Consider the following 12,142-nt stretch of genomic DNA (forward strand, 5'->3'; position numbering starts at 1 on the left):
ATATGCCAGAATGAAGCGGGATTCCAGCTCCCGCCTCACTGCAACCACTGAAGGGCAGCCCTTGATCAACCCCGTCCATCTGCGGACCCTCGTTGAAGTGATCCGGCTGGGCTCCTTCGCGGCGGCCGCCGGCAGGCTCGGCTACACGGCGTCGGCCGTCTCGCAGCAGATGTCCGCCCTCGAACGCGACACCGGGGTCACCCTGTTCCAGCGCTCGGCGCGCAGCATCCAGCCCACCGAAGCCGCCGTCGTCATGACGCGGCATGCGGCCAAGGTGCTCACCGACATCGAAGCGCTCATGGCCGCGGCCTCCCGGACCCAGGACTCCACGAGCCAGGAGCTCCGGCTCGGCATCTTCCCCAGCCTCGCCACCTATGTGCTGCCGCGTATCCTGCAGAACCCGGCGTGGAAGAAGCTCGGGATCGATCTCCGGGTCTCCGTGGCTGAACCCGCCCAGACCATCCAGGGCCTGCGCACCGGCGGCGAACTCGATGTGGCCCTGGTCTACCAGGTGGGCCAGTCCGGACTCGCCTGGCCGCACACCGTGAACCGGCAGTGGATCGGCGACGACGACTTCCGGGTGGTGCTGCCCGCGGCGTGGGGCATCGGCACGGATTCGAAGGTCGCCGCGGACCACCTGTCCGACATGCCCTGGATTGTGCACCACCCGGGCACGTCCGACGCGACCGTGATCGAGCGGCTCTTCGCCAGCTGCAATCTGCACCCGCGGGTGGTGGCCTACAGCGACGATTTCCACGCCAGCCTGGAGATGTCGGCGGCCGGGCTGGGCGCCGCCCTGGTTCCCGAACTTGCCCTGCTGCACCGCCCGGCCGGGGTGGTGGTCCTGGACGTCCCGGAGATCCGGCTGGCCCGCAACGTCTTCGCCCTGCTGATCAACGAGAAGCAGACGGCGAAGGTTCAGCTGTTTGTTGAGCTGCTCGCGGACACCATGCACAAGTTCGGACCAACTAGCGCTTCTTGAACAGCTTCCCCGCCGGCGCCACGAGGGCGCTGATGATGCTGATGATCCTTTGCTTCGTCTTGTTGTACGGCGGGTAGATCAGTTCCAGGGTGTCCGGCCAGTATGGTTTGGCCAGGCTGGCCCGCTCGTGTGAGAAGGTGCGCACCGAGTGCTCGCCGTGATAGGCGCCCGTGCCGCTGCCGCCCACGCCGCCGAACGGCAGGCCCGGAACCATCAGGTGCGCCGCGGGCACGTCGAAGCACAGTGCCCCCGAGCTCGTCCCCTCTGCGAACGCCCGGCGGGTTTCGGCGTCATTGCTGAACACGTACAGTGCCAGCGGCTTGGCCCGGCCGTTGATGATCCGGATCGCCTCCTCGCGGCCGCTGACCGGCACCAGCGGCAGCAGCGGGCCGAAGATCTCCTCGTCCATCACGGTGTCCCCCGGCGCCGGCCGCAGCAGCGTCGGGGCAAAGTACAGGCTGGCGGCGTCGCGCTGCCCGCCGTGGACCACGGTGCTGCCGTCCGCGAGCGCGGCGAGCCGTTCGAAGTGGCGGTCGTCGACGATCCGGCCGTAGGACGCGCTCAGGGCGGAGTCCGGCCCGAACAGGGAACGGATGGCCTTGACCAGCTCGCGCTGCAGGGGCTCCAGCACCTCGTCCGTGGCCAGCACGTAGTCCGGCGCCACGCAGGTTTGCCCGGCATTCATGAACCGCCCCCACGCAATCCGTTTGGCGGCCTTGGACAGGTCCGTGGACGAATCCACATACGCCGGAGACTTCCCGCCCAGCTCCAGGGTCACCGGGGTGAGGTTCTCGGCCGCCGCGCGCAGCACCACCCTGGCCGCGGCCTCACCCCCCGTGAAGAAGATGTGGTCAAAGCGTTCCGCCAGCAGGGCGGTGGTCTCGGGGATGCCTCCCTGCACCACCTCGGCCGCGCCGGGCAGATACTCCGGAAGCCAGCGCGCCAGCGCCGCGGAGGTAGCCGGAGCGTGTTCGCTGGGTTTGAGCACCACCGTGTTGCCCGCGGCGAGGGCACCGGCCAGCGGGGCGAGCAGCAGCTGCAGCGGGTAGTTCCACGTACCGATGACCAGCACCACGCCGAGCGGGGTGAGCTCGGTCCACGCCCGGGCGGGCCGGACCGCCAACGGCACCGGCACGGGCCGGGGCCGCAGCCAGGATGCCAGGTTCTTCTCCAAATGCGCGGCTTCGGCTGTGACAAACCCGATTTCCGTCAGCAGCGCCTCGGTGCCGTGCTTGCCAAGATCACTGCCGAGGGCCGCCACGATGTCCGCCCGCCGCTCGGTCAGCATCCGGCGCAGATTGCGGAGCTGCACCAGCCGCCAGGCCAGCGGGCGGGTGGCGCCGCTGTCAAAAAAGTTCCGGGCGCGGGCGGCGGCAGGGGCAACGGTTTGCATCCGCTCAATGTACCCGCCACGGGCCGCGGGGCCGGTCCGGTACCGGATAAAACCTTGGGGATGCTGGAACGGAGCGGTTTTCAGGACTATGTTGAAGATATGAACAAGGTAGCGAGCAAGCACTTCGGAGACGTCGAGCTCAACCACGGAAGGGACCACAACTTCACCGCCAAGCACGAACTGGCGGGTCATCCCGTGGAACTTGACCTGAATGTCAACGCGCATGACCGCTTCGACGAAGCAGCCATGCACAAGGTTGACTACCGGCTGCGCTTCCTGCCTGAACTCGTGGACCAGGTCCGCGAAATGATCGCCGAGGAACTCGAGCAGGAGGGCACCAGCCCGCAGGAGTACCGGCACTTCCATTGCAACGCGATCAAGGACGAGCACCTGAAGAAGGTGTTCGGCGTCCAGGACAAGAGCCAGCTCACCGACGAGGTCTTCCTCAAGGCGCTGAAGCTGGGCCACGTGGGCATCTTCCCCGGCCAGCCGGAACGCTATTTCGTGCTGGACTTCACCCTCGGAGTGCATTTCACCGATGAGGTCCTGGTGGCCTCGGCGGACGAGGACGGCGTCGTGGACGACGAGATCCTCTGGGAGTCCTGACTCCGCCGCCGTCGCAGGACACAGCGGAACGTACGACGCCGGCCGGTCACCTTGCGAGGTGACCGGCCGGCGTCGTACGTGGTTGAGCGTGCTACTTAGCCGCCTCCAGCAGTTGCGCGCGGACCGTCCGGGTGGCGTGGACCAGGTTGCGCAGGGACTCCTCAGTCTCGGCGTAGCCGCGGGTCTTCAGGCCGCAGTCCGGGTTGACCCAGAGCTGGCGGGACGGAACGTGTTTGACGGCGGTGCCGAGCAGTTCGGTGACTTCCTGCTCGCCCGGGACGCGCGGCGAGTGGATGTCGTAGACGCCCGGGCCCACGCCGCGGCCGAAACCGTGGGACTCGAGGTCGTGGACGACCTCCATGCGGGAGCGGGCGGCCTCGATCGAGGTGACGTCGGCGTCGAGGCCGTCGATCGCGTCGATGATGGCGCCGAACTCGGAGTAGCACAGGTGGGTGTGGATCTGGGTGCTGTCCCCGGCGCCGGCCGTGGACAGGCGGAAGGACTTCACGGACCAGTCCAGGTACGCGGCCTGGTCCGCCTGGCGCAGCGGCAGGAGTTCGCGCAGGGCGGGCTCGTCCACCTGGATGACCTGGATGCCGGCGGCTTCCAGGTCCGCGATCTCGTCCCGGAGGGCGAGGGCGACCTGGTTGGCGGTCTCGCCGAGCGGCTGGTCATCGCGGACGAAGGACCACGCCAGGATGGTGACCGGACCGGTGAGCATGCCCTTCATCGGCTTGTTCGTCAGGGACTGCGCGTATCTGGCCCATTCCACCGTGATCGGGGCGCTGCGGGTGACGTCGCCCCACAGGATGGAGGGACGGGTGCAGCGTGAGCCGTAGGACTGGACCCAGCCGTGCACGGTGACGTCGAAGCCTTCGAGGTTCTCGGCGAAGTACTGGACCATGTCGTTGCGCTCGGGCTCGCCGTGGACCAGGACGTCGAAGCCGAGCTCTTCCTGCAGCTCCACGACGCGCTTGATCTCGTCCTTCATGAGCTGCTTGTACTGCTCCGTGCTGAGCTCGCCCTTGTTGGCGCGGGCCCGTGCGGTGCGGATTTCGCCGGTCTGCGGGAAGGAGCCGATGGTGGTGGTGGGCAGCGGCGGCAGGTGCAGGGCCTCGGTCTGCGCGGTCTCGCGGACGCCGTACTCGGAGCGGCTGAAGTCGGCGTCGGTCAGCGCGCCGATGCGGGCCCGGACCTCGGCGCGGCGGACGCCCTCGGCGCCGGCGCGGTCGGCGATGATGCGGGTGGCTTCATCGATGGCCGGCTGGACATCTGCTTCGTCACTCAGCAGGCCGGCGAGGGTGACAACCTCGGTGGCCTTCTGGTCGGCGAAGGCCAGCCAGCTGCGCAGCTGCGCGGACAGCTGGACTTCCTCGTCGACGTCGTGCGGGACGTGCTGGGTGGAGGTGGAGGTGCTGACGGCCAGCCTGGCGACGGACTTCTTGAGCTCCGCGATCTTGTCCGCGGAGGCCTGGAGGTCGTTGCGCCAGATGTTGTGGCCGTCCACGACGCCGGCGACGAGGGTCTTGTTGCCCAGCGCGGCCAGGGCAGCGGCGGAGGGGACCTCGCCCTTGAAGACGTCAAGGTGCAGGGCGTCGATGCCGGTGGCGGCGAGGGTGCCGAGCTGGCCGTTGAGCGCGCCGTAGGGGGTGGAGACGAACAGCTGAGGGCGGCTCGCGACGGCGGAGAGGACCTCGTAGGAACGGGCGACGGCGGCCTGGATCTCGACTGCGGGGATGTCCTGGTCCACCACGAGGGCGGGTTCGTCCAGCTGGACCCAGCTGGCGCCGGCGGCGGCGAGCTTCTCGAGCAGGGCGGCGTAGACGGGCAGGACGTCCTCGAGGCGGGACAGCGGGCTGAAGCCGGCCGGGGCGTCGTCGGAGGCCTTGCTCAGCAGCAGGAACGTGACCGGGCCGACGAGGTACGGGCGGGTCTCCACACCGTTGGCGAGGGCGTAGGCGAACTCCTCGACGATCCGGTTGGAGGTCAGCGCGAAGCTGGTCTCCGGACCGATCTCGGGGACGAGGTAGTGGTAGTTGGTGTCGAACCACTTGGTCATTTCGAGCGGCTGCTGATCCTTGGTGCCGCGGGCGAGGGTGAAGTAGCCGTCGATGTCGAGCTGGCCCTCGGCGTTGAGGAGCTTGCCGAAGCGGGCCGGCACGGCGCCGAGGTGGGCGGCGGCGTCGAGCACCTGGTCGTAGTAGGAGAAGGTGCCGGGAACGGCGGCGGCCTCGGTGAGGCCGAGTCCCTGGAGGCGCTTGGCGGTGCCGAGCTGGATTTCCTTGGCGGCGGCGTCCAGGGCTGCGGCGTCGATCTTGCCCGCCCAGTAGGCCTCGACGGCCTTCTTGAGTTCGCGGCGGCGGCCGATGCGCGGGTAGCCGAGGATCGAGGCGGAGGGGAAGGGGGTGTTCTCTTCAGTCATGGAAAGTCCTTGGTGTTGGTGGTTCGGTGCGGAGGGAAGCTGGTGGTGCCTAGCTGGCGAGCAGGCGGCTGGCAGTGCGCCGCGCGCTGTTGTGGCGTGATGCGCTTTGCCGGTGACCGCGGTGCGGGCGGGGCAGCGCGAGTTTGTCCAGCACCTCGAGGGCGCTGGCGTGTTCGTTGAAGGTGTAGAGGTGGATGCCGGGGGCGCCGGCCGCCAGGGCCGCGTTGGCCAGGTCCACGGTGGCGCTGACCCCGATCCGGTTGCGTTCGGCGTCCGTGTCCGCGGCGGCGAGGCGTTCGAGCAGTTCCGGAGCCGGTTCCACCCCGGTCAGTTCGCCCAGCCGGGTGAGCCGGCGGATGCTGGTGAGCGGCATGACGCCGGGAATGATCGGGATGGTGACGCCGGCCCGGCGGGCACGGGTCAGGAGATCCGCGTACTGCTCGGTGTGGAAAAAGACCTGGGTGATGGCGAAGTCGGCGCCGGAGCGCTGCTTGGCGAGCAGCACCTCGACGTCGTGGGCCTCACTCGGGGATTCCGGATGCCGGGTGGGGTACGCGGCCACACCGACGGCCACCTTGCCGGCGCACAGCAGCGCCGATCGGCGCTGCTCCACGCGGCGGATGAGCTCGATCAGGTCCTGGGCGTAGCGCAGTGAGCCCTCCGGCGGCGTGCCGCCGTCCTTGGGCTGGTCGCCGCGGAGGGCAAGGATGCCGCGCACGCCCACGTCCAGCAGCTCGCCGATGATCTCGGCAAGCTCCTGCGGGGAGTTGCCCACGCAGGTCAGGTGGGCCAAAGGCCGGAGCGTGGTTTCCTGCACGAGCCTGTTGATCAGTTCGACGGCGTTGTTGCGGTTGGAGCCGCTGGCGCCGTAGGTCACGGAGACGTAGTCCGGGTCCGTGGACTCCAGTTCGCCGATGGTGGTCCAGAGCGATTCCGCAGCCGCGGGCGACCGCGGCGGGAAGAGTTCGTAGGACAGCGCGACGGGTGCTGCGCCCGCCAGATTGGGATGGGTGTCGATAAGGCTTGGTGGAGACATTTGCGTCCTTGGCTGTGGACACTGACGCCAGGACGCCGAAAAACCGGATAACCGGAAGTCCGGAAAACACTGCCGTCAGTGAATTGAGTTTGGGGAACACGGAGAAAACTTCGGCAGGACGCAGCCGCGACTGTTACGCCTGACACGAAGTTGTCCGTGAGCAAATGTCAGGCCCACATGGGGGCACCCACACCCTCCTTGGCCGCCGTGGGGCTGGCCTTCAGCGGAGGATCGCTGACACGTTACCTCGGTAACTTGTCTACAACTGTAGGGGCCCCCGCGGGGGCATTCAAGTCGACTGCCGAATTAAGACGCGGCTTTACGCGACATCGCGGGTCCGGACAGAATTTTGTTCGCAGTTTGGGCCGATTGTGTGGTTCCTCGCGGGGGCTGGACACGAGTGAACTCTCGATATACGACCGAAGTCACGGACGACTGTTTGACCAACCTGTTTGACCAACCCGGAGGGCAGCTCAATGAAACAGCTACAAAGACTGGGGCTTATCGGCCTGCTTCTGGCGCCACTGCTGGGGGCCGGAATGGCCACCGCGGGGATCGCGTCTGCGGCCACCACAAGCTGCCAGCCCGCCACACCCGCACCGACTGACCCCTACCCCGGCACCACGGTCGTGGCCGACAACTTCGAATCAGGAAGCCTGGTTCCGTTCATCGTCCACAGCGCCGGAACCGGAACCGCCACGGTCTCGTCAGCACTGGCACACTCAGGCGGCTGCGCCGGCTACCTGCACGTAACCTCCGACCCCGGCGCCCTGGCTTACCGCTCCGCCCCTCTTCCCGCGGGCACCCCGGCCGCCTACGCAGATGGCTGGTTCAACATCACCACGGCCGGCCTGGCAGGCAGCAACGTACCCTATTTCCGGTTCTTCTCCGGAACCACCCGGGTCGCGGACGTCTACCGGTACAACAGCAACGGCCAGCTCTGGCTGCGCGTGACATCACCAACCGGCGCCTCCGTCTACACACGCCTGCTGGCCTCCAGCATCCCCCTCAGCTCCTGGCATCACGTCGTCACGCACGTCATTGCCAACACGAGCGCCACAACGATAGAGGTCTGGTTTGACAGCGTCATCGTCTATTCCAGCAACCAGGTCAGCACCGGATTCACCACCTTGTCGGCCGTGCAGCTCGGCGCCGAACACACCAGGCAGATGGGTGACAACTACCTCGACGACATCATCATCAAAAGCGGCTCGTAAAAGCAGGGCCGGGCCGGAGACTGCTGTGGAAGCGGAAACCGGGCCGATGGGAGCCCTCCCCATTGCGCGTGTGCGGGACTATCCTGTTGCCATGATCCAGCTTCCAGCCAGCTACCAGGAATATCTCGTCGGCAAGAGCGAGAGCTTCGTCAACACCGTACGGCCCATTCTGATGCAGTCCGCAGCGGACAAGTCACATGGCGTCCGCGTCTCCTACAACCGCGGCCCGACCGGCCACCAGGCGCACCTCGACGAATCCATCCCTTTCGGCACTGTCATCGAGGACATCGACTGATACCTACCCGGGAGGACGCCGGCCCCGGGAGGAGGCCTGCCCCGGCCTACCCCTCGAGCACCTACCCCTCGAGCAGGAGTCGCTGGGATCGCGGAGCGAGCGTGTGCTCGAGCACGAGGCAGGCCGCGCCGACTGCGCCGACGTCTTCGCCGACGCCGGTGCCCACCACCTCGATGGCGTGGATCTTCCGGGTGGCGCTGTTCTCCTCGACAAGCCCCGGGACCAGCGCCAGGTATGCCTGGGAGAGGCCGGTCCAGAACGGGCCGCCGAAGACCACACGGTCCACGTCCAGGGTATTAGTGACGGCCGAGACGGCGCGCGCAACAAGCACGGCGGATCGTTCGATGATGTCCGTGGCCAACTGATTCCCGGCGTAGGCGGCGGCGCAGAGTTCCGCGAAGCTCTCCTGGACCGCGGGGGCACTCCTGTCCTGCCGTGAGCCGTCCAGGACTCCGGCCGCTTCGGCCTGGGCCACCAGCACCTGCGGAATGCAGGAGGACTTGACGCAGCCGCGCTTGCCGCAATCGCAGGGCGGGCCGTCGGGGTCCACGGTGATGTGGCCGATCTCGCCGGCATTTCCGGAGGTGCCGCGCACTACTTCGTCGTTGAGGACGATGCCGCAGCCGATGCCTGTTCCCATGTACATGAACACGAAGCTGCCGGTACCGCTCGGGCCGCCTGCCCAGGTCTCGGCGACGGCCGCGCTGGTCACATCCTTATCCACCAGCGTGGACAGGCCGGTGGCCTCGGCCAGGGCGTCCCGCAGCGGGACCCGGTGCCAGCCAAGCAGGAGCGGCGGGTCAACGACGGTGCCCTCCTCAAGGTCAATGGGGCCGGGCGATGCGACGCCGAGCCCGGCGATCTTGGAGGGGTCCACGCCGGAGTCCTCGACGAGCTGCTTGATCTCCGCAGCAATGGTCTCAATGACGGCACCGGGGTCCGTGCCGGACGGCGTCGTGATCCTGGAGTGCTTGACCACGGCCCCCACCAGGTCCAACACAACGAACGTCACCACGGCAGGGTCAAGGTGCACGCCCACGGCGTACATGCCGGCCGGATTGAGCCGGAGCATGGTCCGGGGCTTCCCCGGGCCGGTGCCCTCCTTTCCGGCCTCGACGATCAGGCTCTGGTCCAGCAGCCGGCGGGAGATGTTGGAAATGGTCTGCGGCGACAGGCCGACGATCCGGGCCAGCTCCACGCGGCTCAGACCACCCGGGGAACGGCGGATGGCGTCGAGGATGACGGTGAGGTTGAAGTCGCCCATGCGGGGCAAATTTGTTCCGCGCCGTGGCGAGGTCTGGCGGATCTCAGTCACTGATTCCCCTCAACGTCTTCGGCTAAGCACTGCTTATCTCAGAATCGTACGTCACGCACCTGTTGCCGCCCACGCACCGGCTTCACACTCCGGCAGATTTCCGGACGCTCACCGTCACCGTGAATTTCGGGTTCCGCCCGACCTCGCGGGTGGGACCGATCAGCCGCTCCAGCGCGGGCCGGTAATGCAGATGGCTGTTGTACACCGTCCACAGCTCCCCGCCCGGCGCGAGGACCCGGCCCGCGGCCTCGATCAGCTTGATACCCGCACCGGCATGGATCGCGGCTCCGATGTGGAACGGCGGGTTCAACAGGACCAGTTCGGCGCTCCCGGCCGGGAGGGAACTCATGGCGTCGTCCTGGAGCGCCTCGATCTGCTGCTGGAGTCCGTTGGCACGGGCCGTGGCCCGGGCGGACTCGACGGCGGCCGCGGACTGGTCGGTGGCGATGACCCGGGCGCCTGGGTTGGCCCGGGCGTAAGTGGCCGCCAGGATCCCCGTGCCGCAGCCAAGATCAATGGCGTGAGCGGCGGACGGCATCCGGGGCAGGAAGTCCAACAGGAACCGGGTCCCGATATCCAGCCCCGTCCCGGCAAAGACGGCCCCGTGGGCGCAGACCGTCAGTCCCAGCTCCGCGTTGCCCGCGGTGACGGGGAAGGGCGGGCCGGCAGTGACCGGCCTCGGGCCGCTGGCCCGCAGGATGCGTGACTTCTGCCGGGCGAGCTGGGGCTGGACCTCGCCGAAATAGCGCTCCAGCACCGCGTTCATGCCCAGGCTCATGTGTTTGACGCGGCCGCCGGCCAGCAGCACGACGTCGGGAGCGGCGTACCGGGCCACGGCGTCGACGATTTCCTCGAGCTCGGCCAGGGACCTGGGCAGCTGGAGCAGCACGGCGGTGGCCCCTTCCAAGAGCGCGGCGCCGAGCGGGAGTTGTTCGAAGCCAGCCGTGATGCCCAGGGCATCGGCGTTGTTGCGCAGCGCGCGTTCGCCGGTGACGAGGTCCTGGTGGACGCGGACCGGCCAGGTTCCGGCTGAAGCGGCGACGGCGTCCAGGCCGAGCGCCCCAAGGGTCAGCGCACCGTAGCGGTCCCCCACGACCGCGAGCCGACTGCCGGGCGTCAGCATTCCTGCCACGGTGTCCAGCAGGAGCTTGTCCGTCGCGTCCCAGGCCTGGAGGCTGGCTGCCTCAACGTCCGGGAACCTCCGCAGCTGAGAAAAGAGCGATTCGAGATTGTTGTCCGCCACGCGCGGGCTGCCGCCTTGTCTGTTCAGGATTGTCTGTTCAGGATTGTCTGTTCAGGATTGTCTGTTCAGGCCTGGGTCTTGAGGGCCCCAAGGGTTCAGGGCCTGTACCAAACTTATCCTGCTCCGTCAGCATATTGAGGATGCCGGCCACGGCGGCCCGGCCTGCCCGGTTGGCGCCGATCGTGGAGGATGAGGGGCCGTAGCCGACCAGATGGACCCGCGGCTCCGAAGCCACCTGGGTGCCGTCCATCGCGATGCCGCCGCCCGGACCCCGCAGGTGCAGCGGCGCCAGGTGATCGAGCTCGGCGCGGAAGCCGGTGGCCCACAGGATCACGTCGGCGGCCAGGAAGCTTCCGTCGGCCAGCCGCACGCCGTCGGGTTCGATCGCGGTGAACATGGGACGCCGTTCCAGCGCGCCCCGGGCGGCCGCGGCGCGAAGGGCCGGGGTCAGGATCAGTCCGGTCACCGAGACGACGCTCTGCGGCGGGAGGCCCTGGCGGACGCGCTCTTCGACGAGGGCGACGGCGTCGCGGCCGGCCTGCCGGTCGAACCCGGCGTCCCGCCACACCGGTTCGCGCCGCGTGAACCACGTCGTCGCGGTGAGTTGCGAGATCTCGTCCAGCAAGCCGACGGCTGAAATGCCGCCGCCGACCACGATCACATGCTGTCCCCGGAACTCTTCGGCAGAAACGTAGTCCGCGACGTGCAGCTGACGTCCGCGAAAGCCGGAGCGCCCAGGGTAGATGGGCCAGAACGGCCGGGTCCAGGTGCCGGTGGCGTTGATCACTGCCCGAGCGGACCAGTCACCCCGGGAGGTTGAAATCCTGAGGCGTCCGGCCGGGTCGCCGTCCTCCCGGCGGACGGCATGCACCTTGACGGGCCGCAGGATGGCCAGTCCGAGCTCGTCCTCGTAGCCGCCGAAGTAGCGGCTCAGGAAGCTCGAGCTCGCCTCCTCCGGGTCGACGGACGGCTGCGGAATGCCGGGCAGGTCGCTGATGCTGTTGACGGTCGCCATCCGGAGGCTTTTCCAGCGGTGGCGCCACGCCCCGCCGGGGCCGTCCTCAGCGTCGAGCACGAGGTACGTCCGGGCCGGCGCTGCCAGTTCCCCAGCGGCGTCAATACCCGGGGCTTCCGTTCCCGCGGGGACGAAGCCGCGGCGCTGCAGGTGGTACGCAGCCGAGAGCCCGGCCTGGCCGGCGCCGATCACGACGACGTCGGCGGGCCGCGGCATTACTTCCGGCTGCTCAGGAATGGTGGGCCCCGCTCAGATTTTCTTGACGACGCTGGACTTGAGCTGCATGGGGCCGACGCCGTCGACCTTGCAGTCGATGTCGTGGTCCCCCACGCCGCTGGCGAGGCGGAGGCCGCGGACCTTCGTGCCGACCAGGAGCGCCCCCGGCTCGTAGGTGTAGTCGCTGGAGCATTCGGGGCACGGCGGCAGGGTCTCGTTCACGTGCCCAATATTAGCCGTTGCTACCGGGCCGGTCTGGCGGCGGGTCTGGCGGCGCGACGGCCGGAAAACGGTTGAGGCCCTACTCAATGAGTAGGGCCTCTTCGGTGGAGCTGAGGGGACTCGAACCCCTGACCCCCTGCATGCCATGCAGGTGCGCTACCAGCTGCGCCACAGCCCCGA

11 protein-coding genes and 1 tRNA gene are annotated in these 12,142 nt (G+C 68.2%); 4 read left to right on the top strand and 8 right to left on the bottom strand.

What is annotated here, in order from left to right:
* Window positions 1-61 precede the first annotated feature (61 nt).
* Window positions 62-982, top strand: coding sequence for a LysR family transcriptional regulator (locus ACQCSU_RS03300; RefSeq protein ID WP_426978263.1), 921 nt, complete (start codon window positions 62-64; stop codon window positions 980-982).
* Here ACQCSU_RS03300 and ACQCSU_RS03305 read toward each other — a convergent pair.
* Window positions 969-2,375 (bottom strand): aldehyde dehydrogenase family protein, encoded by a 1,407-nt coding sequence (locus ACQCSU_RS03305; protein ID WP_426978265.1) that lies wholly within the window; start codon window positions 2,373-2,375, stop codon window positions 969-971. The genes ACQCSU_RS03300 and ACQCSU_RS03305 overlap by 14 nt on opposite strands.
* A 99-nt stretch (window positions 2,376-2,474) precedes the next feature.
* On the opposite strand from ACQCSU_RS03305, the gene ACQCSU_RS03310 reads away from it, so the two are divergent.
* Entirely contained in the window at window positions 2,475-2,981 is a 507-nt protein-coding gene (locus tag ACQCSU_RS03310) for a DUF2004 domain-containing protein (RefSeq protein ID WP_426978266.1), read from the top strand.
* Between the two features lie 91 nt (window positions 2,982-3,072).
* On the opposite strand, the gene metE is transcribed toward ACQCSU_RS03310, so the two are convergent.
* A complete protein-coding gene (gene metE / locus ACQCSU_RS03315; RefSeq protein WP_426978267.1) occupies window positions 3,073-5,403 on the bottom strand; it encodes a 5-methyltetrahydropteroyltriglutamate--homocysteine S-methyltransferase in 2,331 nt (776 codons plus the stop codon).
* Between the two features lie 49 nt (window positions 5,404-5,452).
* Entirely contained in the window at window positions 5,453-6,439 is a 987-nt protein-coding gene (locus ACQCSU_RS03320; protein ID WP_426978268.1) for a methylenetetrahydrofolate reductase, read from the bottom strand.
* 476 nt (window positions 6,440-6,915) lie between these two features.
* Here ACQCSU_RS03320 and ACQCSU_RS03325 point away from each other — a divergent pair, with 476 nt between their 5' ends.
* The gene (locus tag ACQCSU_RS03325; RefSeq protein WP_426978269.1) at window positions 6,916-7,656 is read left to right on the top strand and encodes a hypothetical protein; all 741 of its coding nucleotides are present in this window, start codon (window positions 6,916-6,918) and stop codon (window positions 7,654-7,656) included.
* Window positions 7,657-7,747: 91 nt separating this feature from the next.
* The gene (locus tag ACQCSU_RS03330; protein ID WP_426978270.1) at window positions 7,748-7,951 is read left to right on the top strand and encodes a hypothetical protein; all 204 of its coding nucleotides are present in this window, start codon (window positions 7,748-7,750) and stop codon (window positions 7,949-7,951) included.
* Between the two features lie 61 nt (window positions 7,952-8,012).
* On the opposite strand, the gene ACQCSU_RS03335 is transcribed toward ACQCSU_RS03330, so the two are convergent.
* The 5 genes from ACQCSU_RS03335 to ACQCSU_RS03355 form a co-directional block, all read right to left on the bottom strand.
* Window positions 8,013-9,215 carry an ROK family transcriptional regulator gene (locus tag ACQCSU_RS03335; protein WP_426979700.1) on the bottom strand — a complete coding sequence of 401 codons (1,203 nt, stop codon included), beginning with the start codon at window positions 9,213-9,215 and terminating at the stop codon, window positions 8,013-8,015.
* A 133-nt stretch (window positions 9,216-9,348) separates the two neighbouring features.
* Complete coding sequence (locus ACQCSU_RS03340) at window positions 9,349-10,509, bottom strand: class I SAM-dependent methyltransferase (RefSeq protein WP_426978271.1); 1,161 nt, start codon at window positions 10,507-10,509, stop codon at window positions 9,349-9,351.
* A 37-nt stretch (window positions 10,510-10,546) separates the two neighbouring features.
* The gene (locus tag ACQCSU_RS03345) at window positions 10,547-11,740 is read right to left on the bottom strand and encodes an NAD(P)-binding domain-containing protein (RefSeq protein WP_426978272.1); all 1,194 of its coding nucleotides are present in this window, start codon (window positions 11,738-11,740) and stop codon (window positions 10,547-10,549) included.
* Between the two features lie 33 nt (window positions 11,741-11,773).
* Complete coding sequence (locus ACQCSU_RS03350; RefSeq protein ID WP_426978273.1) at window positions 11,774-11,962, bottom strand: PhnA domain-containing protein; 189 nt, start codon at window positions 11,960-11,962, stop codon at window positions 11,774-11,776.
* Between the two features lie 105 nt (window positions 11,963-12,067).
* A tRNA-Ala gene (locus ACQCSU_RS03355) sits at window positions 12,068-12,140 on the bottom strand.
* Window positions 12,141-12,142 lie beyond the last annotated feature (2 nt).

The organism is Pseudarthrobacter sp. O4 (genome assembly GCF_050157025.1).
Lineage (GTDB): Bacteria > Actinomycetota > Actinomycetes > Actinomycetales > Micrococcaceae > Arthrobacter.

Bases quoted from the DNA above. Each gene is read 5' to 3' on its own strand.
- ACQCSU_RS03305 (WP_426978265.1), bottom strand. From the start codon at position 2,375: ATGCAAACCGTTGCCCCTGCCGCCGCCCGCGCCCGGAACTTTTTTGAC.
- ACQCSU_RS03310 (WP_426978266.1), top strand. From the start codon at position 2,475: ATGAACAAGGTAGCGAGCAAGCACTTCGGAGACGTCGAGCTCAACCAC.
- metE (WP_426978267.1), bottom strand. From the start codon at position 5,403: ATGACTGAAGAGAACACCCCCTTCCCCTCCGCCTCGATCCTCGGCTAC.
- ACQCSU_RS03320 (WP_426978268.1), bottom strand. From the start codon at position 6,439: ATGTCTCCACCAAGCCTTATCGACACCCATCCCAATCTGGCGGGCGCA.
- ACQCSU_RS03325 (WP_426978269.1), top strand. From the start codon at position 6,916: ATGAAACAGCTACAAAGACTGGGGCTTATCGGCCTGCTTCTGGCGCCA.
- ACQCSU_RS03330 (WP_426978270.1), top strand. From the start codon at position 7,748: ATGATCCAGCTTCCAGCCAGCTACCAGGAATATCTCGTCGGCAAGAGC.
- ACQCSU_RS03335 (WP_426979700.1), bottom strand. From the start codon at position 9,215: ATGGGCGACTTCAACCTCACCGTCATCCTCGACGCCATCCGCCGTTCC.
- ACQCSU_RS03345 (WP_426978272.1), bottom strand. From the start codon at position 11,740: ATGCCGCGGCCCGCCGACGTCGTCGTGATCGGCGCCGGCCAGGCCGGG.